We start from the raw sequence: 17,864 nt of genomic DNA, 5'->3' as shown, positions 1-17,864 counted from the left end.
GGATTATAAGGATTTTGAATACAAATGCTACGATAAGGTCTATATACCCGGCACCATTCCCATGAGGCGGAGCAACGAAATCGAAGTGAATAACCACAAGATAAAGCTTGGCGACTCGGTGTTTAAGCTGTTCTTGCGCCTTGCGCTGGAATTAAAAAAAACAAAAGAGGGCTGGGTTCACCGGCATAGCTTGGGCTCGGACAGCATAATTGCCGATGTCGAGAAATTTCAGATTTACAGTAATCTCAGGACGGCTTTGCAGGGAAGCCTACTGGATAAAGACGGCCAGAAGTTTATAGAGAACAACGGCTCAAAGCAGTACCGCATATCCCTCCACCCCGATTTTATCGCCTACGATAAAGAAAAGCTCCTTAAGCATCCGGATAACAGCATCAAAAATATTGCAAAAAAATTATCCAATAAATAGGAAATCGTCTTGAAGAATAGATCCTCCGTTGGCTAAGTAGGCTGGCGGAGGTTTTTTGTTTCGCAAGTATTTCCAGCGCGCCCTTCCAGAAAGATATGTTTAATTACTGAAAAAAATCATTGACAAATTATCCTAAGTGTATAATACTGTATACATGCAGACTACCGCTATAACGAATAAGGAACTAGAAGCCATCCGCGAAATACGCAATTTCATCCTGCACATCGGACGCATCCCATCCATGCGTGAACTCATGTCTTCTCTTGGATATCGTTCGCCTCGTTCTGCCTCGTTGATTGTTAACAAGCTGATTGAGAAAGGTGTGCTACGTCGTAGGGACGATGGAAGCTTGCAGTTTGTCAAAAGTGTTGGTGATGATAGGATACGTGCTCAGACCGTGGATGTCCCATTGGTTGGAGTTGTAGCTTGCGGCGCTCCAATGCTTGCCGAAGAAAATATACAAGCTAAAATACCGGTTAGCATAAAATTAGCCTGTCCGCCACATCGTTATTTTCTTCTAAAAACAAAAGGTGACTCGATGAATCAGAAAGGCATCGGTGACGGAGATTTTGTTTTAGTTCGTCAACAAGTAACAGCGAAGAATGGTGATACTGTTGTAGCGCTGATTGATAATGAAGCAACTGTTAAGGAGTTTCACGAGGCAGGGGAGACGGTTGTTTTAAAACCCAGATCAAAAAATAAACAGCACCAGCCTATTGTTCTAACAAGGGATTTTCAGATTCAGGGAGTGGTCGTGGCAACGATTCCAAATATGTAGTAATTTTATTTAAGGATAGAGGAGAAAAGTATGTATGATAACGCAGTAGCAGAAAAAATATCGATCCAATATAAACAAACCCCTCTTACCGATTTCGCAAGTGTTAATTCAAAAACTAGACTTGATGATTTGAACCTGAATTGGCGTGAAAGAGATCTTCCGGAAAACGAACGGACAAAGCATGTCCATAGACTGCATCCATATATGGGGAAATTTATTCCTCAATTAGTCGAAATTTTCCTTAGGAAATATCAGCCAAAATTAGTTTACGACCCATTTTGTGGATCTGGAACAACCCTTGTGGAGGCAAATATTCTTGGGGTTGATTCAATCGGCACAGACATTTCTTCGTTCAACACTTTGCTTTCTCAAGTTAAGACGGCTAAATATGATTTAGATTTACTGGAAACGGAATTGAGAGATATTCTGAAAAAATTATATACTTTTAAATATGGCCCCTCTTCTCCAAAAAATGGAGGTAATGGCCGTTTATCAACCAGCAGTGAATACGTCAAAACATGGTTCTCCCAGAGCACGCAAAACGAATTACTGTATTTTAAAGACTTGATCGATAAATACACGTATAAAGATTTATTGAAAGTAATTTTATCGCGCTCTGCTCGCTCTGCTCGCCTTGTGACGCACTATGATTTGGATTTCCCTAAAAAACCTCAAATCGAACCATATTTTTGTTATAAACATAATCGAACGTGTCAGCCAGTAAGCGAAGCCTATAAGTTTTTATACAGGTATACTCTTGATACGCTGGATAGAATAAAGGAATACGCAAAATTACGAACGGAAGCATCGGTTGTAATCTTTCACGATGATTCCCGCGAAGTAAAATTGCCGAAGAATATTGATATGATCTTTACATCGCCGCCCTATCTGGGACTTATTGATTATCACGACCAACACAAATATGCTTACGAACTATTGGGTTTACAAAATAATGAGACGAGGGAAATCGGCCCCGCAAAAAATGGACAGTCGGAACAGGCTCGCAAAGATTATATTAAAGGTATAAACGATGTTCTGTCGCATACCAGAGATTTTATGGTTAAAAAAGGACTTGCCCTAATCGTTGTTAACGATAAATTTAACTTGTACAAGGCAGAAGACGTAGGCTTCAAATCTGTAGGGCGAGTCGATCGTCATGTAAATAGACGAACAGGCCGCCGAGAAGGCGCTTTTTATGAGAGCATTTTAATATGGGAGAAAATATGACAGATAAACAAAAAATGAAAGAGGCGATCCAGTCTGTCATCAAATCGATGATGGACAGAATTATGCATAAGGTTTTAGTCGAGGATCCGTTTATTAAAGAAGACCACAAAGCAGAGAAGCCGCTATATGCGGCTCTGGTGCCGGATGAGATATTTAAAGGATCTCATTTCGAAAGGCGGTTCGTTACTCCATTTGGTAATGTTTGGGAGAAATTAGCCATTGTAGCGGCCAATAATGGGCTTGGACATGGTGAGCAGGGTGTGTCAATAAAAGGACAAGTAAATTCAGAACGGCTACGAAGAATTCAAGAGGTTTTGAATACCCTGGAGCATTCCGGGCGAGGCAAGGAAAAGGTGCGTCCTGATTGGAAAAAGGAATTGCAATATATTTTAGAAGGTAAGAGCGAGAAGCTTATCCCCACGACTGTTATCTGCGATGTTTATGCTGAGGATAAACGTAGTAATAAAAAATATGCTTTTGAGTTAAAGGCTCCTTTGCCCAATAGCGATCAAACGAAGGTCAGTAAAGAAAAAATTTTGAAGCTTTACAGCATGCAACCACTACAAGTCGATGGTGCCTATTATGCGTTGCCGTATAACCCTTATGGCAAACGTGCTGATTACGCATGGGCTTTCCCCGCTCGCTGGTTTGATATGAAAAATGATGATGTTGTACTTATCGGGGATGAGTTCTGGGAAAAAATCGGCGGAACAGGAACATATAAGGCATTTATAAGTGCCGTGAACGAAATTGGCAAAGATTATAAGGATAGGATTTATAGAGAATTTTTAGGGATTGAGCCTCCAGGTGATCTAGAAGAAGGTAAATTGGATTAAAAGCCTTTAGGGCTTAGTAACATGTCATATACCATAACCCGATCGAATTCAGGATTTATGGCATTTTTTATGAAGGATTTATATGAGCGGCAAATATTTTGAATATCCTGAATTATTATCCCCGCCGGTAAAACGAGCAGCTTATAGTGATAGGACATCTTGGCTTATGGCCAAAATGTCGAAACTGGCATACTTGCCTTTTGAAAAAGACGACACTGAGTTGAAATCCGCGTTAACAGAAGCAGGATTCTTACTGGTTAGAGCATTTAATCAAGATGGAACGCAGGCCTTTTTGGCAAAAAGGGATCCTGACAAGATGGCGGTCCTATCATTTAGAGGTACACAGACTGAAGGTTTGACGTTTGAAACGTTCTTTGATGTATTTACTGATTTATATGCCGCTATGCGGGTGGATCAGAATAATATCAAAACTCACAAAGGTTTTCTTTCGGCTTTTAAAAAAATACAAGTAGATGTTACTCAGCAACTGCAGTCTTTGACTGATTATGGATTGTATGTAACCGGCCATTCTCTCGGCGGGGCATTGGCTTTAATTGCGACGTCCGAGATCAATTCAGATAACCTGGCGGCATGCTACACATTTGGAAGCCCTAAAGTCGGCAATGAAGAATTTGACGATAAGATCAAGGCGCCAATCTACAGGGTCATCAATTCTTTTGATGTGGTGCCTTTCTTACCATTTACGCCGATTATGTTGCCCCTATTTTGGCTGATTAAGAAGAAGGTAAAGAACAATAAGGTTAAAATACTTGCTGAGAACTTTTCTGAATACCAGCATCATGGGGATATGCGCTTTTTGACTAAAGTGTCAATAAACGCAGATGCAAAAGTGTTAACAGAATATGCCGAGTTAACGCGATCGCTAAATTTAATCTGGTTATCGTGGACGATCGCGAAGGATATAGGCGTACAACATCATTCGCTTGATGTTTATTGTGAGAAATTAGCTGGTTGGGCACTAAAGCGAATCAATCTGTGAGGTGAATTATGGGATTTGAGATAGATTTTTTACCAGTTGGTGAGGGTGAACGTGGAGGCGATGCTATTGCAATTCGATGGGGCAACCTTCATGGGGATCGTTCGGAGCAAAAAATAATGGTTATTGACGGAGGGACAAAGGAATCCGGTAAATCCCTTATTGAACATATCAAGAAATATTATAAAGCCGCAAAAGTTGATTATGTTTTCTGTTCTCATCCTGACGCAGATCATGCTTCTGGATTAACCGAGGTAATTAACAATCTTACAGTTGGAGTTCTATGTCTTCATAGGCCATGGGAACATGCCCAAGATTTAAAGAACATGTTTCAAAACGGCAAAATTACGGGGACCAGTTTAAAAGCTAATTTAAAAAAAGCATTAGAGGATGCCTATGAGTTAGAATCATTGGCAAAGCAGAAGAATATTCGCGTTTATGAGCCTTTTGCGGATGATTTTACAGACGGGAATGCCGAAATAGTTGTATTAAGCCCTACCAAAGATTTCTATAGTGTTATGCTTGCTAATTTCCGGGAAACACCTGAACCAAAAGAAAGTTTGACTTTAACTGAGAGGATTGTTACTGCTGTTAAAGAGGCGATCAAATGGGTTGCTGAGAACTGGGGACTAGAAACATTGGCTGACCCGCAGGAAAACGAAACGAGCGCAGAAAACAACTCAAGTGTAATTTTATTGCTTCAAGTTGAAGGGAAGAAATTTCTATTTACTGGAGATGCTGGTATTGAGGCGTTAAGTGGGGCAATCAAGAAGGCGGTAAGCCTAGGGATCGATTTGAAAACACTAAACTTTATTCAAGTTCCTCATCATGGAAGTAAGCATAACATAGGTCCTTCTTTGCTCGACTCTATAGTAGGTGAAAAGTTACAGGAACCAGCACACCTAAAAACAGCCTTTGTGAGCTCTCCAAAAGATGGAGACCCTAAGCACCCATCGCGAAAGGTAGTAAATGCTTTTATGAGACGTGGCGCTAAAGTTCTTGCTACTAAGGAAAGCACAAAATGTCATTTTGACAATGCTCCGGATCGCGGTTGGGTCAAGGCAGAACCATTGCCATTTTATGATGAAGTTGCAGAATAGGGGAGGAATAATAAATGAAAGACATAATTGATAAACTTTCCTCATATAATCTATTTAATTATCTTTTTCCCGGAGTTGTCTTTGTTGTTCTGGCTGACGCAATAACTGACTATTCTTTTATACAACAGGATGTAATTTTGGGACTCTTTTTGTACTATTTTGTAGGGTTGGTAATTAGTAGGGTTGGCTCTCTTGTTGTTGAGCCACTGTTGAAATGTACGTCATTCCTTAAATTCGCAGATTATAAAGATTATGTAGCCGCCACAAAAAAAGATGAAGGAGTTGAGCTTTTATCAGAAGTCAACAATACTTACCGCACATTATGTGCATGCTTTGGGCTGCTCGTTTTGCTTAAATTAGTTGAAATTTTAGGAAGGAAGTTTTCGATCCTCCGAGGGTGGGAGCTTTTTATTCTCGTGGTTACCTTACTGGTTATCTTTTTGTTTTCCTACAAGAAGCAAACAGCCTATGTTAAGAAGCGAGTAGAGGCTAATAAATAAGAAGGGAAATTGAGGTCTAAATCTTTAGCAATAGGCGTTCAATTTCGCTTCGGCGTTCTTTCTCGGTTTTTAGGCGGGAGATCTTCAGAAGTCTTCGGCCGTGGAAGATTTTTAGCATGCTTTCATCAGTGCAAGATTTCATGTTTTCTACGAAGTCCGGAGGTAGCGTCTTGACTATTTTCAGCAGGTGTGCTAACTTGGCTTCTGAGATATTTAACGCTTTACGGGTTTGTGCCCAGGTCAGCATCGTAGGCCCCTGGCTCATGAATGCCTTGATCTTTAAGGCTTCTACTATGGTATTGGGGTAAACCGGCGGCAACCGGATGGGTTTTGGGGGCAGGGGATCGACTAAACTAAGCAAAATCCGCTTGCTTCGCCTAATCTCCATTTTCACAACTAATTGAACCACTTGAGGTTGTGCGGTGCGGCTGGCGACAACTCTGGGCAGCGGTTCGACGCGCCCCGACGGTAATAAGCCGTCGGGGCTTGCTCACCGCTTGAGAAAGAGGAGGGAATATGGCTGAATTAAAGGAAATGTTTCAATCTGCCGATTGGAAGAAAGAGAAGCATGTCCCCGTGATCGAGGCGCCCGATAAGATAAAGAAAGGCGAATTCGCGAAGATCGCGGTCAGCGTGGGCAAGGAGATAGCCCATCCTAATACCACTGAGCACCACATCCGTTGGATCAGCGTGTATTTTCTGCCGCAAGGCGAGAAATTCCCTTATGAGATCGGGAAATGTGAATTCAACGCCCACGGAGAATCTACGCAGGGCCCCAACACCAGCAGCGTATTTACGCACCCGGAGGCGGTTCTGACTTTAAAAACCGAGAAGGCCGGCGTACTTTTTGCCTCTTCGTATTGCAACATACATGGATTATGGCAGAGTTCCAGGGAAATAATGGTAGAGTGAGATAAAGAATGATTTCGCGCGGGTGGTGGAATGGCAGACACGCTACTTTGAGGGGGTAGTGGGGCAACCTGTGAGGGTTCAAATCCCTCCCCGCGCACCATATTATGAAAAGAAACTTTCTATTGGAGAAATTTATTGAGATCTTTAAAAATGAAGCCAGAGGCAGAGTGCTGGATATCGGCTGCGGCAGCGGAGACTACGCGTATCACTTGCAGAATGTCGGTTTTGATGTATTGGCTGCGGATATGGATGGCGGACGTTTCCGGCATAAGAATGAAGTTAAATTTGAAAAATATAACGTTACCGAAAACCTCCCTTTCTCCGATAATGACTTTGATTTCGTCGTCTTGGCCGAGGTCATTGAACATTTAGAAAACCCATACGGAGTAATTAAAGAGTTGCACAGGGTTTTAAGAGCCGGGGGTAAGATTATCCTGTCAACCCCCAATATACTTAATCTTAAATCAAGGGCAAGATTTCTTGCGGAAGGTTGCTGGGAATATTTCCGGGAGGTTCCGCTGGAACATTCCCAAAATCCCAGAGAAACCATCTGGAATCTGCATATAACTCCCTGGAGATACCATGAATTGGAATATCTGCTTCACGTTGGAAGATTTAAAATTGAGGGAATATATACAAGCAGATATGAGGGGCTGGGCCTGTGCTTTCTCGTTCCGTTGATAGCCTTTCAGTCGTATACCAAAGCAAAACGTTCCCAGAAAAAAGGCGACATAGATTTCGCGCGCATACACAGAATAATGCTTTCCAAGGAGCTTCTTTTCGGAGAGCATCTTATTATCAAGGCGGTAAAGGTTTAGATTTATGCATAGAAAGTTTATGTTTTTATGTATAATCGCTTTAGTTTTATCCTGTCCGGCTTCGGCGTTTTGTTCCGAGGGCGTCCTGGTTAAGCGTGTTGTTGACGGAGACACGGTTGTGCTCTCCGACGGAGAGCGGGTGCGCCTGATAGGCATTGATACGCCTGAGATGCACGAGTCCAACAAGCTCTACCGCGACGCCCGGCGCACCAGGCGCGACGTTGAGGCCATCAAGAGATCAGGGAAAGAGTCCTATCTGTTTACAAAAGGCCTCCTTGAAGGCAAACGGGTAAGATTGGAGTTTGACGTAGAGAGGCGCGACAGGTACGGCCGCCTGCTTGCCTATGTGTTTTTAGAGGACGGCACAATGGCAAACGCGCGGATTATAGAAGAGGGCTTCGCTCAGGTCTATACATTTCCCCCTAACGTAAAATATACCGATGAGTTACTGCGGCTTGAGAGGCAGGCGCGCCAACGCGGCCGCGGTTTGTGGAAGGAAGGGCCTTAGTCAACCCTTTTATCTACTATATAATTACTTCTTTCCAGCGATTTGGCGTAGGATTTCAGTTCCGCCCCTATTTCGCTTATCTGGCCTACATGCGATATCTTGCGCGCCTTATTTGTCACGACCCCGATGGAGATTGAGAGAAGCGGTATTTTCTGCACAGTTCCTTTCCTGTCTTTAGCCATAATAAAACCCTTTTCCCTGTCTTCCTTTTCATAGAAGGAAGGGACCGCCGCTTCAAAGTCCTTTATGATCTTCTTGCACGCGGCATCCACCTTGTCCGGAGTCGTGACAATGACAAAGTCGTCCCCGCCTATATGGCCCACAAAGTCGGCAGGGTTGCCCTTTTCCTTTATCGCCTTAAGCAGTATCTCCGCGGTCTTCTTTATGACCGTGTCTCCGCGTTCAAAACCGTATTTATCGTCGTAGGATTTGAATTTATCCAGGTCTATATAACAGGCGGCAAACGGCTCTCCCGATTGCATCCGGCCCGACAATTCGCTGAGGATAGATACATTTCCCGGAAGGCGGGTCAAGGGGTTTGCCTCAAGGTCTCTCTGGGTGCGCCTTAACACCATATGTATCCTTGCCAGCAGTTCTTTCGGCTCAAACGGCTTTACTATATAATCATCCGCCCCCGCGTTAATGCCTCCGACCCTATGCTCAATATCGCCCTTGCCCGTAAGCATTATTACAGGCAGATGCCTCATTAATATATCGTCTTTGATTATCTGGCAGACCTGCCTGCCGTCCATCTTCGGTATCTTGTAGTCCAGCAGCACCAGGTCAAGCGGTTTTGATCTGATGATCTTCAGTGCCTCTTCGCCGTTCTCCGCCTCAATCACATTGTAGTCCTGCTCGCTAAGCGTCAGGTTCAGGATGTCCCTTATATCCGGCTCGTCGTCTACTACTAAGATAGTTTCCTTACGCATATCACCTCGTGATCGGCAGGGTAAAACTGAAGGTCGTGCCTTCGTTCAATCTGCTCTTTACCCAGATATCTCCTTTGTGCGCGTTTACTATATATTTTACCAGAGAAAGCCCCAGCCCGGTACCCTTCAGCGACTGGTTTATTTCATTATCCACCCTGTAAAATTCGTCAAATATGAACGGCAGCGACGTTTCGGGTATCCCGATCCCATTGTCGCTTATGTCGATCTGTATGAATTCATTTTTCACGTTTGCCCGTACGGCGATCCTGCCCGATTCAGGCGTGAATTTTATCGCGTTGCCCAGCAGATTTATGAATACCCTTTCAACCTGGCTTCTGTCTGCCATGGCATTGGGCAGCCCCCGCGGTATATCCAGGGATATCAATATCCGTTTATCCTTTAATTGCGGCTGCAGCAGGTCTATGACCGAATCGGTAATTTCCTTCAGGCCCTGCGGCTGCATCTTCAGCTCCACCCTTCCCGATTCTATGCGCGATACATCCAACAGGTCATTGACCATGCGTGTTAATTCATCCGAATGCTTGTTGATCTTTTCCAGGCGTTCTTTGACCTCTTTGGGGATCTTGCCCAGCCGTTCCGCCAGCAATATTGAGGCGTATCCTTTTATTGAGGTAAGGGGTGTGCGCAGTTCATGCGAGACCGCGGATACGAAATCGGATTTTCTTTTGTTCACCCCTTTGATCTCTTCCAGGGCCTTCTTTAACTCCCTGGTGCGCTCCTCAACCTTTTTCTCAAGGGTCTGCTGGGCCTGGTAGGTCTTGTCAAAAAGCCGGGCGTTTTCCAGCGCCTGGCCGATGTGGTTTGCCAGCACGTTGATTATTTCCTCGTCCCCTTCGGTTATCACTATTTCCGGGCTTGAGCTTCCCATAAATATGAAGCCCTTATCGCCTTCCGGGGGCAGTATGGGCGATATGACAAAGTGTTCCGCGTTAAAAAGTTTGCGTATCCTCTCTTTCTGTATGGGCGCGTCCCCGGATATGGATGATATGTTTTTTGCCTCGTTGATGATCAGGGCCAATAATCCGGGGCCGATAGTTTTGAACGTTTCCTGCAGTTCCTGCGCGGAATATCCTATAAGCAGGACAGGGGAGAATAGCTGCTCCGAAGCGCGCAGCATAAAGATAAGGCACTTCTCAAACCCTAACTCTTCTACGTCGGATCTGGTCAGGTGTTTCAGTATCTTGTTTTCATCAAAGGTAACGCTTAACGCCCGGGAGATCTTCTGCAGCGTATACAGCCCGGATACCTTTTTGTCCAGTTCCTCCTGGGTTTTATTCAGTTCCATATCCGTGCGTATTATCAGTTTTGCCTGTTCGTCCATCTCTTTAAGGGAGCGGTTCAGCTTTTCAGCCAGCCGCTGCAGCTGCTTTATCCGCTCCATCTTCATTACCAGTATGAGGCACAGCACGATGATGGTAATGAGAGAGGACATGTTTAACAGCGCGTGGATATTAACGGTTTCCAATATCAGTCCCCCAGTGTTAGAACAAGCCCTGCCTGGTTGTGCTGTCTTGTTGTCCCATAGTATTTAAGGGGCGCGTATTCCCCCGAATCATAAAATCCCGTAAGCGGAAAGCCGCCTTCCAGGGTCTGCCGCAGGGCCTCTGTTTCCCTGGCAGCGTGCCTTCCCAAAAGCCGGTATCTGGAATAGTTATTAAAGAAGAACGCGCACTTAGGCGGTTTTTCCTTTGATATGCCGGACCTTTCCATATTTCCTCTCGCTTCTATGGCCGACTGTTTTACCGATTTCAGGCAGGATTCTTCAGTCGCTATCATAAGCCGCATTGAGCTTTGCTGCGGCAGGTCCGCCCCGCAGATTATGGCGCCGTTCTCTTCCAGGGATATGACGTTCCTTAAGAGGTATTCCTCCTCCTGCGGCATATCAATGCCTATGGGATAGAGCACTGATATGTAGCGTATGTCTTTTTTGAGCTCCGGCAGTTTCCTGGCAAAGTAATCCTCATATACCTTTACAGCCAGTTTGTTTTCTATTTCAAAGATGACATTGCCCTTACTTGAAGTGATGCCGCGCGGCCTGCCCAGCGGCTTAAAACCGTGGTGCACGCTGAAGCCAAAGCTGACGCCGCCGCCCAGCAGCAGGGCAACGTAGGAGCCGCTGAGCAGCTCATTGTTGAAGTACTGGTATGTTTTATCTGTATTGCCCTTCAGGGAGGAGTTGGCGCCGATAATGGGAAAACTAAAGCCCAATTTTTCCTGCAGGCCCCTTATCACCTCGCGGCCGTTGTTAATGTTCCCGTCTCCGAAAACCAGGCAGAAGTTGCGCTGGCCGCCCTTTATGCCGAACAACAGTTTGTCCCCCAGTTCCCTGCCGGCGTTCAACGCCGCGCCCCTGCCGATATTGTGCGTATGCGCCAATGTGTAATTGGCCTTTTCCAGGCAGGCAAGCACGACGATAATGCCTTGTTTTATGATCGCGGAGTTATATATCAGGTAAAGCCCGCTTGAGCCGATAAGCGGCACGTTGCCGAGGATCGTTTCAATGTTATTCAGGGCATAAGCGGAGGCGTATTCCGCGGTGCTGAACACAAGCGCGAAAGACGGCCTTTTTGGATAGAGCCCTTCCTTTGCCTCACTGCAGGCCTGATTAACTGCTTTCAGAATATCGGCGGAAGTGCTCGACCCTGCGCCTATTGAGATGGACATATTTGGTTTATTGTATCTTGCGCATTTTCAGGTGTCAATACAATTATGCCTTGAAAACCGGCATTCGCCATAGTATACTTATATTGTATCAATTTCGGGAACCTTTATATAATGAAAAACCGATTTTTACCTCAGGGTCAGAGGCATAATAGGAGGTGAGATCGGTTTTTTTATTGGAGGGCATTATGTTAATTAAACGCTTATTTTTAGTTGCTCTTTTAACCCTGTTTTTATCCCGGTTCAACACCGCCTTCTGCGAGATCCCGCAGTTAAGCGTTTCTGATGAAACCCTTGATTTCGGCTACAGCTACACTGAAAAGGAGATCGCCATCACCAATTACGGCAGCGACACCCTTGCCTGGCGCGCTGAAACCGATGTCCCCTGGATCAAGATTGAACAAAACCAGGGCACAATCCCCTCCACAAACCAACTCCCCGCTAATGCACCGTATCAATATTCCAATATGTGGCCAAAGTTGCCGAATCCATGGTATTTCAGCCATCCGCACAGTATTGGAGTCGATCACGAGGGATATATCTATGTGGTTGATACTTATCATAAGCGCATAAAAAAGTTTAACAAATATGGTGAATTTATACTTGAAGTAGGGAATGACAATCCATCAAGTAACAGCTATGTTTATTATCCTCATCATATTGCTTTTGATTCCGAGAATAATTTCTATGTAGTGACTGATTATAACTATTATTATAATGATCAAGCAAGGATTAAAAAATTTAATAGAAACGGCAATTTTATTACAAGTTTTAAGCCCGGATCCAGTTGGAAGCCATATGATATAGCTGTTGATTCTCAAGATAATATCTACGTAACTGATTATGAGAACTTTTGCGTGCATAAATTTGGTAAAAATGGAAATTATATTAAACGCTGGGGGAGTTTTCGTGCGACATTAGGCTATTATGGCCAGCCTATAGGCATAGTTATTGATTCTGGAGATTATATATACATAGCCGATAATCATTATATGAGAATTTGGAAATTTGATTCAGACGGAAATTATATGAAGCGATGGGGATTTGAAACCAGCAATCCCAATCATAATAGCAGCGATTATCAATATGGCGAAGTTTTTGCCATAGATTCTAAAGATGTAATTTATATAGGTCATGAGCACAAACGATTCTTAGGTAAGTTTGACACTGAAGGCCGCCTTATTCAGTCTTCTTCCGGTTGGAACATTGTCGATTTCTCAGGCAATTATATAGATTTTCACTTGCATTATACAGGAGATGTGGCAATAGACGAAGATGGTAATATATATATGTGTCCGTATTCAACACCTGATGAGCTCAATACAAAAATCCTTAAGTTTAATTCTCAAGGCAGGATTATTGCTGAGTGGGGAAGTTATAATAAGCAGTCAGGGGATATATTTTATAATGGTCCGTTATGGTTAGATGTTGATAAAAAGGGCAATATTTACATCGGGTCCGCACAGAACACGTCTGCAGAAGATTTGCTTATCCAAAAATTTGGTATAAAAGGCGGGCTTGTCAAAGTCAAGGAATGGTCTGTGGCTATTCCATCAGTAATAAGCGATGATATAACTTTGGATTTAGAGAATAATATATATATTCCTTATTTTCGGAATGTATTCAAGTTTGATAACGAAGGTAATTTGATCAAAGAGATAGTTTTAAATAATCAGTTTCACGGTCAAGACGGCCGAGTAGAAAATATTGCTATCGATTCCGAGAATAATATGTATATCTCTGATCCAGAGTCTGGCGAGTTTCTCATTAAATATGACTCAAAGGGCGACGTTATAGAGGAATGGGATATGTTCACTAGGCCTTATGCGATAGCTATAACCTCCCAAGATATCATTTACGCTGCTTATAACCGCGGCCACTCCAACGATCGCTATTTTGGTCTCGCAGTATTAAATCAGGATGGAGATTTGATTGACAATTGGACGCTTGACCAATTAAACGACAGGATTAAACCATGGGAAAATAACATAGATATAACGGGAATTGCCTGTGATTCACATAGTTTTGTTTATTTGGTGCTTGATAACGGCGAAATTTATAAATTTGACCAAGATGGCAATTCATTATTTTATTTTGGAAGGTGGGGAACGTGGGAAGGGGAATTCAAGCAACCAAATGATATAGCCGTCGACACTTTAGGTAATATGTATATCAGTGATGCAGGCAATAATCGTATCCAAGTATTCTCTCAGGCATCAGCTCCGGTTAAAATTTCGATTGATAGAAAACAGCTTTCCTCCACTTTGAATGCCGGCACCATAACCTTTTATAACGAATCCGATGTTTCCCAAGAGCCCATCAGCGTTACAGTTTCCGCAAGGTCTGAGTTTGTGCGCTCTGTGCCGCGCATAGGAGGGCTTTCTCCTGACTGGGAGATGGTTCGCTCAGGAGAAGACTTGACGCTTACAGCCACTTATCTTGATAATGCCGGCTGGCAGGACCTGCAGGATGTGTATCTGTTTATCGGAGATAGCCCTCAGGGCAACTCAGGGGCCCAACTTAGATATAATGTATCAGAGAAGAGATTGTATTCTTCAGGAGAGATACTTTTAATTAACTGGGCTGGTGCATTAGGGGAGATGAAAGAGTCCGGCAGGATGTTGCAAATGGTATTATCTTTGCGGTTTGTGAACAATGGCGGCCGCAACATACGTAAAAAAGTATTCCTGCGGGCAATTGACAAAAATGGCGATGATTCCGGCTGGAAAGAGTCAGGCCTGATCAAGATCCGCAAGTAGCGCCCTCTTATTTTATATTGACTAAGTAGTCGCGTCTGTTAAAATAATAAAAACTTTGGCCTCTTGGCCCCATCGTCTAGCCTGGTCCAGGACGGAAGGTTCTCAGCCTTTAAACACCGGTTCAAATCCGGTTGGGGCTATTATTTAAGCGGCGGATTTTTTTAAAGTAGGCAATAGCGATAAGAGGGCTATTAGATAACATATAGCGCCTGCTATAAGGGCTTTTTGGAAACCGAAATTGATCAATATAACCGCAGCCAGGGCAGAACCGCAAACAGAAGTAAAACCGTTTACTCCCCAGTAAAGTACGCGCGACGCATCCTCTCCTCCGGCATTTGCCATCCCTATGGGGAAAGGCATGCCCATAAACAAACCGATTAGAATTACAGCCGAAAGAGATAAGATTATTTTTATAGGTATAGGGGCGGGAGTAGCCAGTTTAATGACCAAGGGTAATAAATTCAGTAAAATAGAAGTAACTAGTAATAATACCAAAAACGGCAATATCTTTTTAGCGTTACTTTTGCAATATTTTGTTAAATAACTGCCTATGCCGCAAGAAAAGAGTAAAGAGCATAAAACAATGGTCAATCCATAAATGGGCTGTCCCAGGAATATCCCCAATCTTTGCATTAAAGGTATTTCAATCAGCATAAACCCCAAACCAATCGAAGCAAAATAGACCAACATATTTACAGATACCGGGTTGTTTTCTTTATGGCGCGGTCTGCATATCAACGGTATCAAAATAAAGATTGTCCCAAAGATTAATATACTGAAGAAGGTCTTTCTTAGGACGATTATTCCTTGATCAGATATATTCTTTGAAAAAAGGTCGCGGAACTCAGCGAAATAAAAGAAAAACGGCTTGTTGTCCGTGGGGGGGCTGATGTTTAAAAAGAGATAGGGAGCGCCTTCCAGGATGGAAATAAAATTGCTGTCCTTAGATACCTTCGATGATAAAACCAGTTCAAATTCTAAATCATCGGTTATATTCTCCAAAGTCGCCAACTCTGAATCCGAGAAAGGATTTTTTCCTACCAGGATCGTTCCCACACCCAAGTTGCTTCCGGGCCACAGGTAGCGGACTAGGACAATATTTTGCCTCGGGTCTTTTATGCCTATTTCCTGCAAGGCAGTTCTTGCCAACGAGATCAACCTGTATATTTCTGAAGGATTGTTCATGTCGTACCATCTGGAAAACGTTAAAATACCTTTCTCCTTTAAATGTTCCAGGAAAATAACCCATGCCTCTTTCGTGTAGAGGCCGTTTTCCGTGAGGGCAAAAGCCCCATTCGCGAAAGCCGCGAAAGAATCGACTAAGGAGGCCTGTATAATATCGTATTTTTCTTTAGACCTTGAGACGTAACTTCTACCTTCATCCACTGCTAATTGTATTTGGCCACAATCGTTTATCTTTCCCGAAAAATCTTTAAGTTTATTAAAAGCGGTTTCATTTATATCTTTGTTTATTTCTACCCCCACGACCTTTTTTGCCCCAAAGAGCGCGGCGGTCAATAGATCTCTTCCCCCTCCGGAGCCCAATACAAGCACATCTTCATTGTGGCCCAGATAGTATGCTATGGCAGAGACGTCCAATTTAAGATATTCTAAATCCGAGAGTTTATTGAACTTGGTCAAGACCGTTCCGGCACCCTCATCGATAAGCAGCATTAACTCCTGCGTATTAATTTCAGCTGAGGATATTTTTGAGCTGAATCCCCAGCCAAAAGGTTTTCTTGATGGTGTATCAACAGTTATGTAGGAGAAGAAGTTCCATTTGCTGTATAAGGGCGGCCTCTCGCGTATTTCACCCTTTACCCATAGAGGCCTTATATGATTATAATACTCATTTCTTAGGCAAAGGGCATATGCCGACAGGAGTGTGAAGATACATAAAAGCTTGAATATTCTACCCATCCCCGCGCTAAAAGCAAATAGCAGGGCCGCTAATACTGAGAGGAAGGCGATGAATAATACGGCCGAAGGCGCGTTGAGGGTATTTAAGATAAAGATTATGCCGATACAACCCAGGGCAGAGCCAATAAGATTTATGCTGTAGATCTTTCCCGTATGTTCGGGAAATCTTGTAAGGCCCAAAGATAGGCATATGCCAATAGCTATAAACGGCAGGGATAGCAAAATATACAATACCGGCAGAAGCATGCCGGAGGCATTTAGCAAGGCAAATAGCGCCGGCAGGTAAAATAAAGACAGCAGGCTTATGGCAACAGCGAAAGAACCGAGATAGGCATAAAGCGCTATATGTTTTTGGGTTAAATGAGGCGAGAAGGCCTTTGGAATAAGATATATAATAAGAGCGCCGGTTGTCATTCCGAACATAGCAACCGATATCACTAAGAATGCAAAATGATACCAGAATATTACGCTGAGAATTCTGGTTAGCAGGATTTCCAGTGCTAACAGACAAAAACTAAGAATAAATATGCCGGAATAGAAGAGTCTTGAGATCTGATTAGCGGGTTGGTGCGTCATCGGATTTCTCGGTGGCCATACCGGGATCGAGGGTTATTTCGTAAACCCGTCCCAGTTCCTTATGATATTCAGCCATATTAGGAAGCGATCAGCACGAGGAAACATATCAGAAGGCAGGGCCTGGCCGTTATGTTATTGCAGGAGCTTCCCCCCATCTTTATTAAAAATACGGAACTTAGCCACAGAATGTTTCTGCAGCAGGAATTTCAAGGCAGTTATCATTACCTCTATACCATATTTTATGCCTCTTATGCAAGAGATAGATGAAGATTCATTTGTATATCGGGAAGGGGCGGTTATTTCTCCGATGCGGTAGCCGAAATAAACGGATTGGGCGATGATCTGGTTATCAAACACAAAATCATCGGAATTCTCAAGCAGGGGAAGGTTCAGCAGTACCTCTTTGGCAAAGGCCCTGTAGCCGGTATGGTATTCGGATAACTTTTGCCCTAACATGAGATTCTCTATGAATGTCCCCGTCCTATTAGCAACATATTTGTATAACGGCATGCCGCCCTTAAGGGCCGTTCCGCCCAGTATCCTTGAGCCGAGCACGATATCAAATATCCCCGAACATATAAGCCCTGCCATGGCAGTTATGAGCCGCGGGGGATATTGGTAATCAGGGTGCAGCATAATTATAATATCCGCCCCTTTTCTTAATGCCTCCTTATAGCAGGTTTTCTGGTTAGCTCCGTACCCTTTGTTTTTTTCGTGGACAAAGACCTCAATGCCTAACTTCCTGGCGATTTCTACGGTATTATCGGAGCTATAGTCGTCTATTAATAGGACTTGATCTACAATGCCTTCGGGGATGTCCTCGTATGTCTTCTTTAGCGTCCCGGATGCGTTAAATGCCGGTAGAACTACGATAATCTTTTTCCCTTCCAGCATA

16 protein-coding genes and 2 tRNA genes are annotated in these 17,864 nt (G+C 43.6%); 13 read left to right on the top strand and 5 right to left on the bottom strand.

What is annotated here, in order from left to right:
* The 11 genes from PHR44_08275 to PHR44_08225 all read left to right on the top strand — a co-directional run.
* Window positions 1-427, top strand: a 427-nt coding sequence (locus tag PHR44_08275) for a hypothetical protein (GenBank protein MDD4910651.1), incomplete at its 5' end; no start/stop codon positions are given.
* A gap of 154 nt (window positions 428-581) precedes the next feature.
* Window positions 582-1,205, top strand: a complete 624-nt coding sequence (gene lexA / locus PHR44_08270) for a transcriptional repressor LexA (GenBank protein MDD4910650.1) — start codon at window positions 582-584, stop codon at window positions 1,203-1,205.
* Window positions 1,206-1,235: 30 nt separating this feature from the next.
* Window positions 1,236-2,432 carry a DNA methyltransferase gene (locus tag PHR44_08265; protein ID MDD4910649.1) on the top strand — a complete coding sequence of 399 codons (1,197 nt, stop codon included), beginning with the start codon at window positions 1,236-1,238 and terminating at the stop codon, window positions 2,430-2,432.
* Entirely contained in the window at window positions 2,429-3,268 is an 840-nt protein-coding gene (locus tag PHR44_08260; protein ID MDD4910648.1) for a TdeIII family type II restriction endonuclease, read from the top strand. The genes PHR44_08265 and PHR44_08260 overlap by 4 nt, the downstream gene beginning before the upstream one ends.
* Window positions 3,269-3,350: 82 nt before the next feature.
* Window positions 3,351-4,268 carry a lipase family protein gene (locus PHR44_08255; GenBank protein MDD4910647.1) on the top strand — a complete coding sequence of 306 codons (918 nt, stop codon included), beginning with the start codon at window positions 3,351-3,353 and terminating at the stop codon, window positions 4,266-4,268.
* Window positions 4,269-4,276: 8 nt separating this feature from the next.
* Window positions 4,277-5,365, top strand: coding sequence for an MBL fold metallo-hydrolase (locus PHR44_08250; GenBank protein MDD4910646.1), 1,089 nt, complete (start codon window positions 4,277-4,279; stop codon window positions 5,363-5,365).
* Window positions 5,366-5,379: 14 nt separating this feature from the next.
* Window positions 5,380-5,865, top strand: coding sequence for a hypothetical protein (locus PHR44_08245; protein MDD4910645.1), 486 nt, complete (start codon window positions 5,380-5,382; stop codon window positions 5,863-5,865).
* A 516-nt stretch (window positions 5,866-6,381) separates the two neighbouring features.
* A complete protein-coding gene (locus tag PHR44_08240; GenBank protein ID MDD4910644.1) occupies window positions 6,382-6,777 on the top strand; it encodes a class II SORL domain-containing protein in 396 nt (131 codons plus the stop codon).
* A gap of 16 nt (window positions 6,778-6,793) precedes the next feature.
* Window positions 6,794-6,877, top strand: a tRNA-Leu gene (locus PHR44_08235).
* A 4-nt stretch (window positions 6,878-6,881) separates the two neighbouring features.
* Window positions 6,882-7,595, top strand: a complete 714-nt coding sequence (locus PHR44_08230) for a methyltransferase domain-containing protein (protein ID MDD4910643.1) — start codon at window positions 6,882-6,884, stop codon at window positions 7,593-7,595.
* A gap of 4 nt (window positions 7,596-7,599) precedes the next feature.
* Window positions 7,600-8,103: a thermonuclease family protein gene (locus PHR44_08225; protein ID MDD4910642.1), complete on the top strand. Its 504-nt coding sequence runs from the start codon at window positions 7,600-7,602 to the stop codon at window positions 8,101-8,103.
* Here PHR44_08225 and PHR44_08220 read toward each other — a convergent pair.
* Genes PHR44_08220 through PHR44_08210 form a run of 3 tightly spaced genes read right to left on the bottom strand, consistent with a single transcriptional unit; the run spans window position 8,100 to window position 11,717 of the window.
* Window positions 8,100-9,032, bottom strand: a complete 933-nt coding sequence (locus PHR44_08220) for a response regulator (GenBank protein MDD4910641.1) — start codon at window positions 9,030-9,032, stop codon at window positions 8,100-8,102. The genes PHR44_08225 and PHR44_08220 overlap by 4 nt on opposite strands.
* A gap of 1 nt (window position 9,033) precedes the next feature.
* Window positions 9,034-10,518: an ATP-binding protein gene (locus PHR44_08215; protein MDD4910640.1), complete on the bottom strand. Its 1,485-nt coding sequence runs from the start codon at window positions 10,516-10,518 to the stop codon at window positions 9,034-9,036.
* Window positions 10,519-10,520: 2 nt separating this feature from the next.
* A complete protein-coding gene (locus tag PHR44_08210; GenBank protein MDD4910639.1) occupies window positions 10,521-11,717 on the bottom strand; it encodes an FIST N-terminal domain-containing protein in 1,197 nt (398 codons plus the stop codon).
* A 185-nt stretch (window positions 11,718-11,902) separates the two neighbouring features.
* On the opposite strand from PHR44_08210, the gene PHR44_08205 reads away from it, so the two are divergent.
* Complete coding sequence (locus PHR44_08205; protein MDD4910638.1) at window positions 11,903-14,473, top strand: hypothetical protein; 2,571 nt, start codon at window positions 11,903-11,905, stop codon at window positions 14,471-14,473.
* A gap of 65 nt (window positions 14,474-14,538) precedes the next feature.
* Window positions 14,539-14,613 (top strand) — tRNA-Glu (locus PHR44_08200).
* Between the two features lie 4 nt (window positions 14,614-14,617).
* Here PHR44_08200 and PHR44_08195 read toward each other — a convergent pair.
* Together PHR44_08195 and PHR44_08190 are read right to left on the bottom strand one after the other, a co-directional pair.
* A complete protein-coding gene (locus PHR44_08195; protein MDD4910637.1) occupies window positions 14,618-16,816 on the bottom strand; it encodes a hypothetical protein in 2,199 nt (732 codons plus the stop codon).
* Between the two features lie 285 nt (window positions 16,817-17,101).
* Window positions 17,102-17,863: a glycosyltransferase family 2 protein gene (locus PHR44_08190; GenBank protein ID MDD4910636.1), complete on the bottom strand. Its 762-nt coding sequence runs from the start codon at window positions 17,861-17,863 to the stop codon at window positions 17,102-17,104.
* Window position 17,864 lies beyond the last annotated feature (1 nt).

The sequence above is a fragment of the Candidatus Omnitrophota bacterium genome, from assembly GCA_028707125.1.
In the GTDB taxonomy this organism is placed as follows: domain Bacteria; phylum Omnitrophota; class Gorgyraeia; order Gygaellales; family JAQTUX01; genus JAQTUX01.
This window is presented reverse-complemented; position numbering and strand designations above follow the sequence as displayed.

Excerpts from the sequence above, each read along its gene's own strand:
- lexA (MDD4910650.1), top strand. The coding sequence starts at position 582 with ATGCAGACTACCGCTATAACGAATAAGGAACTAGAAGCCATCCGCGAA.
- PHR44_08265 (MDD4910649.1), top strand. The coding sequence starts at position 1,236 with ATGTATGATAACGCAGTAGCAGAAAAAATATCGATCCAATATAAACAA.
- PHR44_08260 (MDD4910648.1), top strand. The coding sequence starts at position 2,429 with ATGACAGATAAACAAAAAATGAAAGAGGCGATCCAGTCTGTCATCAAA.
- PHR44_08255 (MDD4910647.1), top strand. The coding sequence starts at position 3,351 with ATGAGCGGCAAATATTTTGAATATCCTGAATTATTATCCCCGCCGGTA.
- PHR44_08250 (MDD4910646.1), top strand. The coding sequence starts at position 4,277 with ATGGGATTTGAGATAGATTTTTTACCAGTTGGTGAGGGTGAACGTGGA.
- PHR44_08245 (MDD4910645.1), top strand. The coding sequence starts at position 5,380 with ATGAAAGACATAATTGATAAACTTTCCTCATATAATCTATTTAATTAT.
- PHR44_08240 (MDD4910644.1), top strand. The coding sequence starts at position 6,382 with ATGGCTGAATTAAAGGAAATGTTTCAATCTGCCGATTGGAAGAAAGAG.
- PHR44_08230 (MDD4910643.1), top strand. The coding sequence starts at position 6,882 with ATGAAAAGAAACTTTCTATTGGAGAAATTTATTGAGATCTTTAAAAAT.
- PHR44_08225 (MDD4910642.1), top strand. The coding sequence starts at position 7,600 with ATGCATAGAAAGTTTATGTTTTTATGTATAATCGCTTTAGTTTTATCC.
- PHR44_08220 (MDD4910641.1), bottom strand. The coding sequence starts at position 9,032 with ATGCGTAAGGAAACTATCTTAGTAGTAGACGACGAGCCGGATATAAGG.
- PHR44_08210 (MDD4910639.1), bottom strand. The coding sequence starts at position 11,717 with ATGTCCATCTCAATAGGCGCAGGGTCGAGCACTTCCGCCGATATTCTG.
- PHR44_08205 (MDD4910638.1), top strand. The coding sequence starts at position 11,903 with ATGTTAATTAAACGCTTATTTTTAGTTGCTCTTTTAACCCTGTTTTTA.
- PHR44_08195 (MDD4910637.1), bottom strand. The coding sequence starts at position 16,816 with ATGTTCGGAATGACAACCGGCGCTCTTATTATATATCTTATTCCAAAG.
- PHR44_08190 (MDD4910636.1), bottom strand. The coding sequence starts at position 17,863 with ATGCTGGAAGGGAAAAAGATTATCGTAGTTCTACCGGCATTTAACGCA.